Raw genomic sequence first — 17,216 nt, forward strand, 5'->3', positions numbered from 1 at the left:
TTTGCTACTGGATTATAAAAAATAAATACTTATTTTCAATGATTTAAACAAAAATTTGGATTTTATAATAAATTGTTTTTCAAAAATCAAATCTTGATTTTAAAACGGTATAAAATCTGATTAACTTTGCCTCAATTCACCTGAAAAACAAACGATTGAGACCATTATTGCTCAGAAATCTATTCTCATATATTACCGACACCTAATCCCTGATCAAAGACACGTCGGTAGTTGATATAATGAGTAATATTGAAGCAATAAATGTTAAAAAAACATTCAAAATCCGGAATGCAATAACATCCAATAAAAGGGATGCTTCCGCATCAAAATTTTATGCGCTGGACGGTGTGAATCTTAACATTCAAGCTGGAGAGTTTTTTGTTATTCTCGGGCCAAGCGGATGTGGGAAATCCACATTTCTTGACCTTATCGGCGGGCTCACAGAACCTGATGACGGGAAAATACTGATTGATGGTAAGCCGGTTGAAGGCCCTGGCCTTGACAGAGCTATTGTTTTTCAACAGCCTGCACTCTTTCCCTGGAGAACCACCCTGAATAATGTTTCTTTTCTGCTTGAGGCAAAAAAAGTCGAAAAAAGCGCAAGGGAAGAAATAGCAAGAAAATACCTCTCTCTGGTCGGATTAACAGGTTTTGAGGACAGATTTCCGTATGAGCTTAGCGGAGGCATGAAACAGCGGGTTGCAATTGCGAGGGCGCTTGCCATAAACCCAGAGATTCTTTTGATGGACGAGCCGTTCGCAGCTCTTGATGCCCAGACCAGGGAGATCATGCAGATAGATCTTTTAAAGATAAGGGATCAGACGCAAAAGACCGTACTTTTCATAACTCACAGTATTGACGAAGCAGTATTTCTTGCTGACAGAGTCGCAGTTATGACTGCCAGGCCCGGGATCATTAAAACTATTATTGATATCCCAATTCCTCGAAAAAGCCGGTTATCGAATGACATAAGGATAACCCGGGAATTCATTGAGACCAGGCATAAACTATGGGAACTTTTAAAAGAAGAAGTGGTAAAGGCACAGAAATACGGTAAATGCTCGATTGAGGACTGCACTCCTTCAGATTCAAGAAGCATTAAAAAAGCTCCTGTCCTGTCGATACCTTTAGACGCAAGGTCAAAGTGATCCAATGGAAAGCAATGCCAGCTCAGAGACTGCCCACAGGTCCTCAGCCTTCGATATTGTTGACCTCCTTAAGTCATATTTTCAGCGATCAATAGCTATCATCATATTCCTGCTGATATGGGAAATAGCTCCCAGGGTCGGATTGGTAAACATATTGTTCATATCCCCACCGTCAGTGATTTTCTCCTCAATGGTGGATCTGATTTTGTCTGGAGAATTGACAACACATACCATAGCAAGCCTGATAAGGGTGTTTACGGGTTTCGGGCTAGCCCTCCTGATAGCATTACCACTGGGATTTCTTCTTGGAGGATGGTTTAAGGAATTCGAAACATCGGTCAATCCGTTACTGCAGGTTCTTGGCCAGGCTAATCCATTTACACTGTTCCCGGTCTTTATGGCACTTCTGGGCATTGGCGAGATATCCAAAATAGCCATCATCTACTGGGTATGCCAGTGGCCAATACTTTTCAACACTGTTACCGGCATTAAGAATGTTGATCCGGTATTAATAAAAATGGCAAGGACAGCAGGGCTGAGTAAACTTGAAATGTTCTGGAAGGTACTGCTTCCGGCATCGTTGCCGACAGTTTTCACAGGCATACGTATGGGTGCCGGATTCGCATTTTTCATGCTCATTGGCTCGGAGATGATCGGTGCACATTCCGGGCTTGGGTTCATGATAATCAAGGCACAGGGCACCTTCCAGATCCCTAAGATGTATGCCGGCATAGTCACGGTCGCTCTGCTTGGTATCGTTATAAACTATGTTATGCTGGAGCTGGAAAAACGCTCAGTGAAGTGGAAGGAGTCTATTGTAATCTAATCTTGATGGTAGTGATGATCAATATCTTAAAAACTTCTGGAGGTATAAAATGGGTGATGTTAATCATAAAAAACCTAAAAATAAGCCGGTATTAGCGGCAGTTGCCGTCCTGGCAATAATCATTATTGTGGCTGCAGGTTTCATATTTTTAAATAGCGGAAATAAACAGGTGGACAATGAGGAATATAAGTTAAAGGCCAGTGTCAATAAGGATTGTACCATAACTCCGTGGGTCGTAGGTGTACAGAAAGGTTTCTTCAACGAATCCGGCGTGAAATTTGTTGATGTAGGCGAGATTGCATCTACTCAGAGAAACAATGCCTTCGTAAGCGGGCAGATAGATGTGCTTGACGCCGATCCGCAGGATCTGATCAACCTGAGGCTTGCCGGAGTACCTGTGATTGCAGTTGCTCAGAGTGGGGATGAACCACCTGATGGCAACCTGAGCAAGACCCACATGCACTGGCTGGTTATGGAAAACAGCAGTATCAAGAGTATTTCGGACCTGACAAAGGAAAAGCTGGGCCATAAGCCCAAGATAGCCGTAACGGCACTGGGTATTTGCGCTGATACGCAGAACAATAAGTGGTTCAAGGACAATGGGCTCTCTAAAGATGACTTTGAGTATGTCGTGATACCCGACCCACAGCAGGAACAGGCATTGAGGCAGGGCCTGATTGATGTTGCAGTGCTACACCCCCCGTTCTACTTTGCGGCGGAAAAACACGGTGGTGTCAGGGTTTTGACCACAAGCCAGGAAGCTTTCGGCAGCGCAGGCGGTAACACTCTGCTTTGCTTTACCGAAGATTTCATTAAGGAGCATCCTGAGACAGTAAGAAAATTCATTAAGGGCTATAAGACCACTGAAGTCTGGTCCAACAATAATCGCGATGAAGCTGCCATTATAACTGCAAAAGCGATCGGTCTGGACGAAGCAGCTGCACACTATTACAGCAGTAACGGTGCTGTTAATGAAACGCAGTTGCAGGTCTGGATAGACCAGCTTGTGGACGACGGCGCCCTTCAGCCAGGACAGATCAAGCCAGGCGACCTGTACACAAAAGAGTTTCAGGATTCCTGGTAAGAATAGTTTCAAATGATGGCTCTTCTCTTCTACCATCAATTATTTTTTTGATACTATGTTTGAAAAACAGATGAATGTTAAGGGCAAGAGCCTTTCATGGCTCATTGCCGGCCTGATAATCATAAATATCTTCTGGGGAGCTTCCGGTGTTGCTGTTAAGGGAGCATATGCCCAGCTGGGTACCCTGGATATTGTAACGCTCAGGTTCGTCCTGTCAACACCAATGATAATCGCAGCAACTTTATTGTTGAAGGGTAAACAGGGGCTTTCTATTGATTTAAAAGACGTGCCATATATGGCATTTCTTGCCACGATCGGCATCTCAGCGTCACTTTTCCTTCAGGCGTGGTCGCTGGAACATACAACGGTTACCAATTTCACTATGATATCCAGCCTGTCCACTTTCGCGGTAATGTTGCTATCACTTGTGATTATAGGAGAAAAGCCCTCGAAGGACAAAATAATCGGTGCTGTCATTGCATTTGCAGGATTGGCACTGATAACTACAAGCGGTAGATTTGAGCTATCCGCGCAGTTGAAAGGTGATATTATTGCTCTGACATCGGCTTTTTTTTGGGCATTATACACTGTCATGGGTAAGAAGATCAGCGAAAAATATTCCGTCCTTACAGTATTGAGCTACGTTTTTCTGTTCGCATCCATAGAGTTCCTGCCTTTCTACCTGACATCTCCTCATACTCCCATGTTTGAATTTACGCTGCTTACCTGGGTGTCCCTGGGATTTCTGACAATATGCTGTTCCTTGATCGCCTTCCTGGTGTATAATTTCAGCCTGGATAAATTATCGGCTTCAACAGTAGCTATGACGATCTATATTACTCCACTATCAGGTGTTTTTCTTGGGGCTGTACTGCTTGGAGAGTCCTTTACAGCGTATACGCTTCTCGGAAGTGTCCTGATAATCGCCGGTCTATATAAAGCAGAAAGCAGGAGTATCTGCACATTCAGGCAGTCAGCACCTCTTGATGCTTAAGTTATCTCATTTATCTGTTATGCCTGAATATCCATTCATCTGCTGTCGATAAATAATTAAACTTTAATCTTCAACGCGTGTAATCAATTTCAACGCGTATGATCAATTATATCTCCCAGCGCGTTCATTTTTTTATTTAAAACTAAACTCTCCGGATGAGTTCCATGTAACAGCCCCGGCAAACAAAAAGATATCTCTGGATTACCAGAAAACCCGAATCTTATCAACGATACCCATTTGCCCCACAATAACCCATCTGGATTCATTACATTGTTCCAGATTTGACCTTACAGATTCAAGTTCTCGCTTTTTACTTAACGCTTCGCTATAGTTGATGGTATTTTCCTCTATCTCACGGTTTAAGGTCTCAGCTTCAGAATTATATTTATCAACTTTATCCAGATAGCTGAGGTATTGTTTTTCTTTGAGTTTATAATAAGAATATTCGAGATTTTCCGCCTGCTCGATCCGCATCTCCCCGAGTTCCTCACCTTCTCTGGCATAGACTATCATGTCACAGGGTTTATTTCCCATCTCTTTTTCTTCAACTGTGATGCCTGTAGAATCCACATAAATTATCCCCCTATCGGTCGTGTTAAAGGCATTGAAAGCATGCCCTCTGCAGGCATCATAGCTGGAGTAGGCAGGCGGATAATGGGAACCATTGTTTAATATTTCCGATCTGTTCTCTTCATAAACGGTTTTGAACTTTACCCCGACAATACCACACCTTATGCCGCGTTTTTCAGCACTGTCATGGAGGCGTGAAGCAAAATCCCCGCATGTGTAGACTGGATAAACATAGTCCTTATTCTCTGTGGCATCTTCCGACAGAAACATGATAAGGGTATCAAAGTCAGGGTCTGCGGCATCCCTGTACTCGTTGATAGTAATCTCCTGTCCTGCCATATTCAAAAGGGGCAGGCTTTTAGATGTCCCATCTGAGTGCAGGAATGCATATCCTGCTCCTGTTCCGAAAATCAAGATACATGCCGTTATGAAGGCGATAATCCGGATTTTAAGGCTTATTACCATAGAAAACGATATTTTCTCCCCGGGCTGCCCGGTAAAATTCTTTTTCCGGCGTATTGTTATCGCAGTATATATAAGTGCAGATTAAGGTAAAATAATCCCAAATAAAAATTTTATTATACAGGTTAGTTAAGGAATTGAGACTTATATTTTACAGTGTTGGAAATCTGTATTGTTCAAGCAATTATTGCCTGTTTTTTTGAATTATCTGAATAATATGGTCGTTTTTGCTCATTTCCGATCATATTTAACAATTCACGCTTTAGATATCTGGTAAAAGCGTATCGATCCTCACCAGTAAGAGCAACTGCCCTGTATACGTAATATTCATGAGCTTCCCGAATCAAGGAAGTCATTTAATGCTCTGTTCTTTTCTGATGGGTCGATAGCATATATTATTGATTAACCGGGTGATAATATGACCAAAACCAGGAATATTGCCATTTACGGTAAAGGCGGCATTGGTAAATCGACCACATCATCAAATATCAGTGCTGCCCTTTCCGAACAGGGATATCATGTCATGCAGATCGGGTGCGACCCGAAAAGCGATTCCACGAATACGCTGCGCGGAGGAACGTTTATCCCGACAATACTCGATACACTGCGCACAAACCGAAAGGTGGAGATTGATGAAATAGTTCACAGCGGATTTAACGATATACTCTGTGTCGAGGCAGGAGGTCCGGAGCCCGGAGTGGGGTGCGCGGGAAGAGGTATCATCACTGCTATTGAATTGCTCGCATCCCGGAACGTCTTCGAGGACTATAAACCGGATGTTGTTATCTATGACGTGCTGGGGGACGTGGTCTGTGGGGGTTTCGCTATGCCTATCCGTGAAGGTATCGCTGAGCAGGTGTATACTGTTTCATCGTCTGATTTTATGGCCATCTATGCTGCTAACAATCTTTTCAAGGGAATCAAGAAGTACGCAACGAGCGGCGGCGCTCTATTTAGCGGAATAATCGCCAATTCGATCAATCAAACTATCCAGAAAGACATTGTGAAAGACTTCAGCAATAATACCGGGACAACAATATCACAGTTCGTTCCAAGATCACTATCTGTGACCAGGGCCGAGTTATTGGGGAAGACCGTCATAGAGGCTGATCCGGATTCAGAGCAGGCTACTGTGTATCGAAAACTGGCAAAAACCATCATCAATAACAGGAAAAAGTACGTGCCCTCACCTATGGAGCCTGAACAATTAAAGGAATGGGCCGAAAGGTGGTCTGACAGTTTGTTGGGACAGAAGGACGAGATCTCTCCGGGCTGTAGGCTTAACTATCTGGCACAGGAAGCGGAGATCTCCAGCGAGAATTAAGGAGAAAAATAAATGATCAAAACTAAATCAGAACTCCTTGTCCCAACTCGCGAAGAGCGTCTCGGCACGGTATGCGCATTTGGAGGAAGTGGAAAAGATCTGGCGCGGTGCTCGAGAAAAGGCTGCCTGAAGAACAGAGACAGGAGCTTTTCACAGGCATCAGCCTGCGATGAAATGATGCCCCTTTTAAATGCGGCTATGATTAATGATAACGTTGTCATAGCGCACTCGCCGGTAGGCTGTTCATCTATGATACCTGGAGTGCTGCTCATACATAAAACGGAAAGAGCAATTCGAGGGCAGTCGTCGGATACTGTCAAAACCATATCAACTAATTTTGGGGAGCATGAAGTTGTTTATGGTGGAGTTGACGAGCTCGAGAAAGCTATTCTGGAAGCTGAGAACAGATATCATCCGAAAATAATCACAGTGATATCGTCCTGCGCCGCCGGAATAATAGGTGACGACATCGAAGCCGTCATTAATAGAGTACAGCCACAGGTTAAAGGAGTCGTCATACCAATGCAGTGCGAAGGGTTCAGGTCCGGAGCTGTTGCTACAGGATACGACACATTCCTTGTAGCGCTTATGCGAGCCATAGAGCCTCCAAAGGAAAAGAAAAAAGATACGCTGCTTGTAGTTAATCCTCTTACGATATCCCATGTTAATGAGCTTGAAATCGAACGCCTCCTGGCTAAAGCCGGGATTAAGGTACAGTATTTCCCCTTATTTACAGACGTGGCTAACATTAAGAGTGCATCCGAAGTTACAGGCGCGAGTACCCTCTGTAATCTGATGAGCAATCTTTTCCTGATAAACATGGAGAAGAAATATGGAATACCTTATGTTGAGCCCCCAATGCCTGTTGGAATTGAGTTTACGAACTGGTGGCTGAGGGAAACTGCAAAGCTGTTCGGCAAAGAAAAAGAGATTGAAAAAGTGATCGAGGAAGAAGAAGCCAGAACTGCACCGATACTCAGGGAAATAAGGTCAAAGCTTGAGGGCAAAAGGGCTTTTGTCGGCTTCAATTTAGCAAGAACTCTGGCTATCCAGAGCCTGATTGAGGAGTTTGGAATGGAAACTGCTGTCAGTACAGGCCTGGAATACAGCGATGTTTATGGTCTCGAACCCCTTGAGAACCTTAACCGCCGCAGCAAAAAAGAATTCACTTTACAGATAGGCAATTTCCAGCATTTTGAGTGGGTTAACCTTCTGGCAAAAGAAAAGCCAGATGTTCTGGTGGGCGGTATAGAGTACTGCAGTACTGGCATACGGCAGGGAATTCCGGTTGCTCCGGTGCTCCCAGGCACACTCTATGTTGGATATGAAGGCGCGATAAGCTTTGGCAAGGAACTTGTAAGGTCTTTAAGAAATCCGGCTTATGCCAGAAAGATTTCGGCAAGAGTAAACCTGCCGTACCGTGAAAGCTGGTATTCGCAAAGTCCCTTTAAATATATAGGTGATAACAAATGAGCTACATTGATGCACCAAGGGTGACCTGCGCTCTCGGCGGGGCTCTGGATCTGGTAAATTCCATTCACAGAGCAGCCCCCATCATACATGCCGGTCCGGGGTGTGGGATGGCATTATTTACAGGCAACCTGGGTCATGGTTATCAGTATGAGGGTTACGCGTGCGGCTACGCAATGCCTTCGACCAACACGCTTGAAAAGCAGGTAGTCTTCGGAGGGGAAGACCGCTTACGGGAACAGATTAAGACTACACTTGAGATCATCGATGCTGACATCTATTTCGTAATATCGGGCTGTACGGTCGGACTTATAGGCGACGACATAAGGGCAGTCGTTAATGAGTTTTCAGGGAGCGAGAAGCCTGTGATATTTGCAGAGACCTCAGGGTTTAAAGGTGATACTTACAGGGGATATGAGATAGCTTATAAATCGATGGTCGATCAGCTTACGGTCCGATCGAAAAAAAGGACAAAGGGAGTTGTTAACCTCCTGGGCATTGTGCCTCTTATGGATGCTTTCTGGCAGGGTAATATTAACGAGATAGTCCGCCTGCTGCAAAGAATCGGTCTTAAGGTAAATTTATCCGGAAACTACGACACTGTGGATAAAATAAAGAATGCCTCAAAGGTGGAGCTAAATATTGTGCTGTCTCCAAACACCGGCATTGCCGTTGCTGAGCACTTTAAGCAGAAGTTCGGTGTTCCTTACCTTGTATATCCACTACCTATCGGTTCCGAAACAAGCAGTTTCCTGAGAGAGGTAGCAAGAGTATTGCATCTGGATCCGGAAAAAGTAGAAAAGGTCATTGAAGAAGAGGAAAATACATTCTGGAAGTACCTTCTTAAATTCACCGAGGCGCACGTTTTCGCATTATCCAATAAGGAATTTGCAGTAATAGCTGACTCAGGATATGCCGTGGGGATAACAAAGTTTCTTGCAAATGACTTAAGCCTGTCTCCTGGCTTGATAGCCGTCACGGACCAGCCTGAGGAGGATCTAAGAGAGCCTATAAGAGAGAACATTTCAAAGCTTGATTATGACCTGGAGCCGACTGTATTGTTCGAGTCTGACAATTACAGGATCTGGGAGAATATCAAGGAAAATAAACCCAATGTGGTTTTCGGGAGCACAAACGATAAGATCGAAGGCAAAAAATATGGAATATCAACGTTTCCTCTTACGTTCCCGCTATATGACCAAGTAGTACTTTCTAAAGGTTATTCTGGATATAGAGGTGCAGTTACGCTGGCAGAAGAACTGAGCACAATGCTTATCTCTGGCACGTAACCGTAATTTTTTATTTGGCATGAAAGTACCTTCAAGTACTTTCATTTTTTTGTGCCTTCTGTTTGGAAATTTCAGGTGTGTTTTTTGAGTTACAAAAATTCTTAATTTCTTGAATCACCAATTAAAAATTATATTTTGAACCCTGGAACTGAGCACTTTAGTGACTTGCACAGCTATTAGTAATCTGCCATATTTGAGTTGATAATTCAGAATATAGGGCTCTAGGATCTCCACTTTTACGGATATAAGAACTTACACCGTTTTCTATTGCCTTGCATATGATTTTATCTTTATCTGCTCCCTTAAACAGGATAAAAGGGGTTTTAATATTTTTATTGCGGATAGTCTTCAGGAAAGTAATTCCGTTTATCAAAGGCATATCATAATCTGAAATTACGACATCATAAGAGTCCTTCTCCAGTTTCTGGAGCGCTTCCCCGGCAGAATCCACAGTATCAGAGGCTATATCGTGGAAAACTTCCAGGAAAGTTTTTGATAGCTCCAAAAAAGAGGGATCATCATCGACAAGCAGTACTTTCATGAATGCAACTCCGTAAGGTAATGGTTTTTGGCTTTTATATCTGTCGGGACGTATCCTTTTCCAGACTGATGAGAAGCCTCTAACATCGTATCCCTGGAGTTATTTAATTTGAGCCAGATATTATTGTAACTCATTTGGACCATCTCCCCAACATGATTTTCCCCAATATGATTTTAGTTCATCTTAATTTTGTATTTATCACTGAATTTAGAATATTGAGGCTTTGAACCTCTTTTCAAAGGTAAATATCACCTCCTTTTCTGTTTATATCTCCGGGATTCATTTTTTTGAATCCTCAGACCCTTGAACTGCATCTCAAATATTCGAGTCGTAGAGCGAAATTGGTCTACAACTGTGTAGCTTTCTATTATTCTACAAACGTTAATTCACAACTGTGAATTAACAGTTTATAATACTCATTGTAAATATTAAATACTGCATATTATGGCAAAAATCGCCTAAAAAACCTGAACATTGGGAAAATGAAGACGCCATGGAATGACCGGGAAAAATTTTGATCCCGAAAGCTTTAACCCAAAAAACATTAGATTTTAGTTTCGGTAAATCAAATATCTTAAAAGTAATTTAAAAGAAAATACCACACTGAAACAGCAATCAAGGACAACTACTCTATAAAGGTAAAGCATAGTTATCTTTGAAAAGGCCTTAAAGACTACCAATAATTAAATTAAAAAAGTTTATATTTACCTCTTAAAAATCATGAGTTATTGATTAATCCTGGAAAAAAGGCACAACTGTCACCATTATCAAGATTTGGGAACCTTCCCTAAGGTTGAGATTTTCAGTGATTTTCCCTCAAGACCGAATTCTCCAATTATTTTTTTCAAATTTGTATCGGTTTTTAAAATATACAGATAATAAAAGCAGATAAGCACACCGGAAAAGGCAACAATCAGAATAGGGTTTGCTCCTCCGATTTTCAGGGCAACAAGGATAATTCCTGCAGGAACAAAAAGAATAAAATTTGAGAATACGATTCTCATGGCTCTTGAAATCTTTACTCCGGAATAAGACATCATCTTCAAGCAAAGGTAGCCATATACCACAATTCCAGATATCGAAAAAAGAATAAGTGCTATACGTGCGCTTCCTAAAAAACCGCCTATAATAAGTGAAAGAAAACGTGTAGCCAGGTTAATAAAATTGTAACGAAAACCAAAATCATACTCTTCAACTACAAGATATATTCCAGTTAGTGGAGATGAGATGAACCAGACAAAAGCCCAGAACCCAAGGATCTGGGTATAAACCCCTGCTTCTGCCCAGGCTTTCCCGAAAATCACAGTAAAAACATCACTCCCTACAATTGTAAGGACTAATATAGGAAACATACCTATTATTACAAGGATTTTGAATACATTTTCTGCAAGTACAGAAAGGTTTCCACTGGATGCAGCTCTTGATGCCCTCTGGAAAAATACCTGTGAAATCGAACTACCAATCAAACTCATTGGCATCTGAAGAAGTCTAAATCCAATGGAATAAAAACCGACGACTGCAGGAGAAAAAAAGGCTGCAAGAAGGAAAGCTGGAAGTTGCCAGGAGATCGAATTCATAAGGGCGGAAAATGAGTCTACCAGTGGAAATTTACGGTATCTTTTAAGTACCTCACACATTTTCTTCCAGTTGAGGCTTTTTCTGATCAGTTTTATATCATCTCTCCAGATTTGTCCCGCAAGCATAAATGTTGCGACAGACTGCCCGGTAAGATTACCGGTTATAAGGCCAGTTGGGCTCTTTTTGTCAACTATTCCTATAATTATCTGTGTTGCAATGGTCGAAAAAGAACTCGATATTCTTGAAAAGGATAGTCTCTTGAAAAGTTTAGTCCTTGAATTCCAGCCATTCAGGGCAAGAAATATCCCATTTACAAGAACAAATGGGGGTACAAGCCAGAGATAATTTCCTATTTGAGGAGAATTCAAAATATTAACTATAAACTCTCTGAAGAACCATATTATTGCCAGGGTCAAGCCGGTTACAACCCCTATTGCAAGAAAACTTACTCCTAAGAGATTTACGGCGTCCTCGTCCGATTCAGGCAACATTATGGCGTACTCATATCGCATGCATATTATAACGCTGATAATACCGGTAATAGAACTGTATAGAGCCCATACCCCAAAATTTTCAGGCTGGTATAAGCGGGCTAAAACAGGAAATGATAGAATGGTAAGAATTTGAGCAAGGGTTGTCCCACCTGTAAGTGTCAGCACATCGAAAGCAAAGCTTTTCTTGTTACTGTTATCAAATCTTTTTTTTGCTGCATTTACTGTCGTCTCATCCATATCCTGTATCCCCCATTAAGGACCTATAACTTCAGTTCCCCGTCTCACTTGTAGGACTCGTTTTTTACCAGCTTCCTTACATCTTCAAATATTTTTAGTGGGCTCTCACGGCAGGAAGGTTTATGTGGAAGGTTTAATGTGATCAGTTTGTATATTTTCTCTTTATTTACTTTAGTTCCTGTCTTACAATTAAATTGCTTTACAAATTTATATTGTTAACGGTGTTAATATAATACAATATAACACATTCAGGGTTGAAACTCAGGAAAAACGCAAGAATTAGTCGTAAAAGATTTAAAGGAATATTTAGACGGACAAGTCAATATCAGGCAGTGTCGAGAATTTGCTATAAATTTAAAGTCAGTTTTTGGATACTGTGTGAAAACTACTCTACTGCTCTTGAATTCTTTTACTCAAAAGCTTCCTAAAATTTTTAATTTTACAGAAAAATTGGCGCACTGCCAAAACCGCAAAAATCTTAAAGGAAGCATATTTTCTAATCGAAGAAAAGCAGAGGTTACAAATTATTATATACAAACTCATTAACTACAGGTATTGTATATTTCCACTGTTCTTCTGGTACTGTAACACAAATACCTGCAATAATAAGCGCACCTATGTTTCTTCAAGAGATAAACCTTGAAGACCCTGATAATATGCATCATCAAAAAGCTTAAGCACCAGTTTATCTACTTCTTCGGGCACTACACCAGTTAAACCGGATTGCTTTTTACCTTTCATATACAGTTCTTCAATGTTAATTATATCCATGTTTGTACCTTTTTCAATATTTTGTAAAAGTTAGTTATTTGCGCATTGCGACAGTTAAAAATATTCGTTGCAGATATAAATACTCACATTTTACGGCAAAAAATGCCTCGAAGGTCCTCTAATATATGTGCTCTAAACATCTCGATTCTGTGATACGAAAAAAATGATTTTGTGAGGGAGACTTTTGAAAAAAGACTGTTGTGTGTAACTCGTACAAAAGAGTACACTTTTTGAGATACCTGTTACTCCTTATCAATTCTTGAGATAACGGTAAAAAACGGCAAAATTTGCGGCTAAGCCGAGATTTATATCATTTACGAATTATTATGTATTTGTATGAGAAAAATTGAATCTATTTACGGTGCGGATTATCTTGATTCCGCAGATTTCGAAAGATTGCTTGTAATAGAACTTGAAAAACAACGTGGATCCTGTTCGCAGGATTAACTCTACTTTTTTGATATAGAACTTATCCCGAAAATTAACACTTCTTTTCTTAATCTTGAATTCGGAATAGCCTGTAGAACTTCTGGTCAAAAAGTAAAATTCTAAAACACTTGCTTATCCGGGAAATGGAATTGGTTTCGAAATAAACTCTTCCATAAAGTCAGATAAATAATAAAACCATAAAGAACAGGAATAAAGCTTTATTTTCATAAAGCGTTTTTTATTATTTTGAAGTCAAGGTTAAATGCTTTTTTCAACTTCTGCATTTTCTTTTGCTTCTACTTCCTTTGCCCTGATTAATCTTTTCTTAATTTCTTCTTTACTTATCCTGACATGGTCCATCTGGTATTGATAAGTCTCCATAATTTCATCAATCTCATCTGTCAAATATATCACTACTTAAATCAAATGAAATTTCCGGAAATTATGCGTAACTTCAAGATATATCAGAATCAAAAAACACTATAAAATTAAGTGATTTATTTATGGGCTTTACAGAAAGTCGTAAGGAGTACAAAGCCTTACTTTTCATACTATCAACTCTTCTCATAGCATATTAGAAATTTTGTCTGCATTCCGAAACCCAAATAACACTGCACCCACACCATGTTCTGACAGGCGTACAAGCCCTTTCGAAATATTTTTGTCCACAAGTTTAGCATGATATAAATTATCGACTGCATTTTTATCCAGTTTTGATTGTTTTTCCCACCCTTCGTTTATGCCAAGCATTCCAATTTCATATAGATGCCTGAGTATTTCGCTTTCCATAGCTTTTAACTCAGTTCTTTCAAGGTTAGCTCCTTCAAGATAACCTTTGTTAAGGTTAGATTTTTTAGTAGTAAATTTAGTAGTAAACATTCCATAACACTTTCCTGTTCCACGAATTCTTGCTTGTTTTCTATCAACTGTAAATTAAAAGAAATATAACTGTTGTGCATTATCATGGTTCTGAATACAGGCATTGTCCTGCCGTGGACTTGAATGCCCCCTGAATTTCCTTCAGCCATCATCCTTGAAAATATTTGAGACCTGAACTGCCAATATACGATACTCTTTGTTATTATTAAAACCTCTTTTTTACGGCAAAAAGTGCCTGAATTTATCCTCAAGAAAAATACTGACTCGATATTGACCTTATACTTTCCACGAGAATTTAGAGCCTTTGTTGAGACGGAATGACTGAAATAATGTCACTGAGGTCCTGCAGATAATGCCTCAAGCCATGGAAAATCTTTTTTCATTGATTCATTCTTACTCACCTGATCCACATATCCCTTCTCAACGTTGATATCGGATGTGGAGTTTGCGTATATGTAGCTTCCACCGGCATTGTTTGAGAGGCAGTTGTTTTCCACGATGAAAGAGTGTGTATTGTTTAACTTATTAAAGATGGCATAACCTTTTCCGGCCGTATGGCTGGTCTGAGTGTTAATTATTATATTATTTTTTACAAGAGTTGTGTATCCTGAACCAGGAGCCAAAAATTCATCCATAACCTGTTTGTGGGCAATAGCTGCACCATAGCATCCATCAAAAAAGTTATTCTCTATAAGAGTGTTCTGGAAGCCGTTGAGCACAATACCTCCTGCCCAATCCGCGCCCTGATTGGTGCCTGTTTTATAAAATTTATTATGATGAATGTATATATCTTTTGCAGAACCTTTAGAATACTCAGACCCATAACCCGTAATCCAGATACCTGCTGCATTGGTTTCATAAAACAGATTATTATATATTTCTATATCATCCATGGCCATTGAAGATCCATCTTTTTGAATTTCAATACCTGCTCCTCCCTCTCTTTCGGAGTTAATGGTATTGTTGTAAAATTTTACATGATTTGATTCATAAACTCTCAGGCCACTATTTGTCCTGCATGTTATTTTGTTATTCCAGGCTTCTATGTTTGAAGAATAAATTACGTAGAGACCATCATGGCCTAACTTATACACCCTGTTAATGTAAAATTGAATGTTTGAACAGCCTGTAACCTTCAACCCGTCTCCGTGACTGTCGTGCATGTACAGACCATACACCTTTATATTTTCGGAATCGGTGAAATGAATCAGATTATAATATCCTGCTCCTCTCTTCTTTTCTGCATTGCCGTCATGATTTCCGTCAATTTCAAACCCCCTTATAATAATATTACTGTTTCCAGTTTTGTCCATCTGTGTAATTAAAGCCTTTTCTACTGGCCAACCTGCTTTATCTTCAAGTTTAATTACAGCTGTGGAATCTCCTTCGAGAATTGTATTGCTTCCAATAAGAATGCTGTCAGAGATTACATACGTAGTGTTTCCTTCTAAATGAACGGTTGTGTACTCAGGATTTTCTGCCACGTAAGTAAGAGCCTTATTAATCTCAACCTGATCTTCAATACCATCACATACAAAATTTCCACTCTCATTGGTAGTTACATACACAACCTTACCAGAAGGTTCCGATACCGAGAAGATTATAACTGCAATCAAAAAAATAAGGAAGAAGCTGATAATTATTATTTCTCTTTGAGTTCCCCATTTGCTAATTTGTATTTTTTCGCCCATTTCCCGTCCTCAAATACATCACATCTTTACCGTAGATGTTATTATCTCTTTCAGTGTACAGAGGTGACAATTTATTTGCTGCTTACATACCACTATTTCTATACTATACACACAATCACTCAAAGGATTTTTTGAAATGAGCTTTCACGCCTTCAAACCCGAATACGAACACTTTTTCCCAATATGAACGGCAAATAATCGTTTATGATATAAATTGCAGGCACTAAGAGAAGAAGATTAAGCGCGGTTAAGCTCAATGCAAAAGCGGTTTTGCAATAGAAACACTCAAGCTCTATCCCAAAAAAGAGAACTGAAAGCTTTGTCAGGACATCCTTAATAGGAAAGTGAAGTGCAAGTACGGTTAAGCTGTTTCTCCCGTAATATTCTAATATTTTTGAGCTCCCAATTTTTTTGAAAATGTAAACAAAAGCAAATATTCCTGAGAAAGCCAAGAGGTAAAACGAAAAGAAGTTTCCATATTTAAGCACGTTCATGTTGATCTTATCTGCAGTCGGAAATTCCAGCAGGTATCCAAGATAAAGTATGTTGAGCAGGATAAAAATTACAGGAAAACATTTTTTAATGGAAAATTTTTCTGGCATTTCTGGTTCTGTGATTTTTCTAAATAGATTTCCAGCACCGTAAAAGACTACAGCAGAGAGTGCCACATCAGCATTCCACGGTATCCTTAAAGGCACATAGATCGAATAAAGATACCCGATCACACCTGCAACAGTAAGCCACAATACAAGTTTTTTTGGTTCTGCATAGAATTTCTTTGCAAGCCCATAAAAGAGAAGCTCAGTTACGAAAAGACAACTCAGGAACCAGAGAGGCGGATTATAAGAAACCAGAGGACCCAATGCGTACAGAATTGAATAGATTCCATAAAGAGCACTGTTTCCAAAAAAGTCAATATTTGTGACTCCTGGCTGGAATGCCATATCCAGCAAAAAATAAAACAGGCAGGTAATTAATGCAAAAAAGAAGTAAGGAACCATAAGAGATTCAAATCTTCCCTTTACAAAATTTGCAGCTGATTCTGCATATTTTCCGAAGTTAAACAGAAATCCGGAAATGAAAAAGAATAACGGCATATGAAACGAAAATATGTAAGTATCAAGAGCTACAGGTAGGCTATGGTGTGCAAACACCACAAGCATGATCCCAATTCCTTTTAAGGCATCAATCCAGTGAAGTCTCATATTAACCTATACAGTTAACAGTGTTTACAATATAATAATATTTCGTTGTTTATATGACTTTGTAGCACCTTTGACATGTATGTATTTAATTTGCTCGCATAACGCGTAATCTCAAATTATCTAGAATTTTAAGAAAGATATAAATTTACTTTCTTTTTATCTTTTGCATAAATATAAGAATGATATCAAAAATCTAACTTTCTATATTCGGCGGATTATAAAAG

The 17,216-nt window shown here is 40.0% G+C and carries 15 protein-coding genes and 1 pseudogene; 7 read left to right on the forward strand and 9 right to left on the reverse strand.

The window, feature by feature from the left end; all coding sequences use genetic code 11:
- Positions 1-239: 239 nt before the first annotated feature.
- Genes ACZ5A8_RS15185 through ACZ5A8_RS15200 form a run of 4 tightly spaced genes read left to right on the forward strand, consistent with a single transcriptional unit; the run spans position 240 to position 4,052 of the window.
- Positions 240-1,148, forward strand: a complete 909-nt coding sequence (locus ACZ5A8_RS15185; RefSeq protein WP_464530076.1) for an ABC transporter ATP-binding protein — start codon at positions 240-242, stop codon at positions 1,146-1,148.
- Positions 1,149-1,152: 4 nt separating this feature from the next.
- The gene (locus ACZ5A8_RS15190) at positions 1,153-1,974 is read left to right on the forward strand and encodes an ABC transporter permease (protein WP_464530078.1); all 822 of its coding nucleotides are present in this window, start codon (positions 1,153-1,155) and stop codon (positions 1,972-1,974) included.
- 49 nt (positions 1,975-2,023) lie between these two features.
- Entirely contained in the window at positions 2,024-3,058 is a 1,035-nt protein-coding gene (locus ACZ5A8_RS15195) for an ABC transporter substrate-binding protein (protein ID WP_464530080.1), read from the forward strand.
- Positions 3,059-3,113: 55 nt separating this feature from the next.
- Positions 3,114-4,052, forward strand: a complete 939-nt coding sequence (locus tag ACZ5A8_RS15200) for a DMT family transporter (RefSeq protein ID WP_464530082.1) — start codon at positions 3,114-3,116, stop codon at positions 4,050-4,052.
- A gap of 201 nt (positions 4,053-4,253) precedes the next feature.
- Here the strand turns inward: ACZ5A8_RS15200 and ACZ5A8_RS15205 are convergent, their stop codons facing one another.
- The gene (locus ACZ5A8_RS15205; protein ID WP_464530083.1) at positions 4,254-5,087 is read right to left on the reverse strand and encodes a hypothetical protein; all 834 of its coding nucleotides are present in this window, start codon (positions 5,085-5,087) and stop codon (positions 4,254-4,256) included.
- Between the two features lie 415 nt (positions 5,088-5,502).
- Between ACZ5A8_RS15205 and nifH the strand changes: the two are divergent.
- The 3 genes and pseudogenes from nifH to ACZ5A8_RS15220 all read left to right on the forward strand — a co-directional run.
- Positions 5,503-6,306: pseudogene (nifH, locus tag ACZ5A8_RS15210) on the forward strand (nitrogenase iron protein); the annotation flags it as partial.
- Positions 6,307-6,420: 114 nt separating this feature from the next.
- The gene (locus ACZ5A8_RS15215) at positions 6,421-7,881 is read left to right on the forward strand and encodes a nitrogenase component 1 (RefSeq protein ID WP_464530084.1); all 1,461 of its coding nucleotides are present in this window, start codon (positions 6,421-6,423) and stop codon (positions 7,879-7,881) included.
- Entirely contained in the window at positions 7,878-9,167 is a 1,290-nt protein-coding gene (locus ACZ5A8_RS15220; RefSeq protein ID WP_464530086.1) for a nitrogenase component 1, read from the forward strand. Before ACZ5A8_RS15215 ends, ACZ5A8_RS15220 begins: the two co-directional genes overlap by 4 nt.
- Positions 9,168-9,324: 157 nt before the next feature.
- Here ACZ5A8_RS15220 and ACZ5A8_RS15225 read toward each other — a convergent pair whose 3' ends face one another.
- The 8 genes from ACZ5A8_RS15225 to ACZ5A8_RS15260 form a co-directional block, all read right to left on the reverse strand.
- Positions 9,325-9,708, reverse strand: a complete 384-nt coding sequence (locus tag ACZ5A8_RS15225; protein ID WP_464530088.1) for a response regulator — start codon at positions 9,706-9,708, stop codon at positions 9,325-9,327.
- Positions 9,705-9,842 (reverse strand): hypothetical protein, encoded by a 138-nt coding sequence (locus ACZ5A8_RS15230; protein WP_464530090.1) that lies wholly within the window; start codon positions 9,840-9,842, stop codon positions 9,705-9,707. The genes ACZ5A8_RS15225 and ACZ5A8_RS15230 overlap by 4 nt, the downstream gene beginning before the upstream one ends.
- Positions 9,843-10,475: 633 nt before the next feature.
- Positions 10,476-12,017: a lipopolysaccharide biosynthesis protein gene (locus ACZ5A8_RS15235; RefSeq protein WP_464530091.1), complete on the reverse strand. Its 1,542-nt coding sequence runs from the start codon at positions 12,015-12,017 to the stop codon at positions 10,476-10,478.
- Between the two features lie 615 nt (positions 12,018-12,632).
- Positions 12,633-12,788 carry a hypothetical protein gene (locus tag ACZ5A8_RS15240; protein WP_464530093.1) on the reverse strand — a complete coding sequence of 52 codons (156 nt, stop codon included), beginning with the start codon at positions 12,786-12,788 and terminating at the stop codon, positions 12,633-12,635.
- Between the two features lie 687 nt (positions 12,789-13,475).
- Positions 13,476-13,622 (reverse strand): hypothetical protein, encoded by a 147-nt coding sequence (locus ACZ5A8_RS15245; RefSeq protein ID WP_464530094.1) that lies wholly within the window; start codon positions 13,620-13,622, stop codon positions 13,476-13,478.
- A gap of 159 nt (positions 13,623-13,781) precedes the next feature.
- The gene (locus tag ACZ5A8_RS15250; protein ID WP_048048163.1) at positions 13,782-14,096 is read right to left on the reverse strand and encodes a hypothetical protein; all 315 of its coding nucleotides are present in this window, start codon (positions 14,094-14,096) and stop codon (positions 13,782-13,784) included.
- A gap of 332 nt (positions 14,097-14,428) precedes the next feature.
- Complete coding sequence (locus ACZ5A8_RS15255) at positions 14,429-15,787, reverse strand: right-handed parallel beta-helix repeat-containing protein (RefSeq protein WP_464530096.1); 1,359 nt, start codon at positions 15,785-15,787, stop codon at positions 14,429-14,431.
- Between the two features lie 152 nt (positions 15,788-15,939).
- Positions 15,940-16,992, reverse strand: a complete 1,053-nt coding sequence (locus tag ACZ5A8_RS15260) for an acyltransferase family protein (protein ID WP_464530097.1) — start codon at positions 16,990-16,992, stop codon at positions 15,940-15,942.
- Positions 16,993-17,216 lie beyond the last annotated feature (224 nt).

It is taken from the genome of Methanosarcina subterranea, assembly GCF_055385895.1.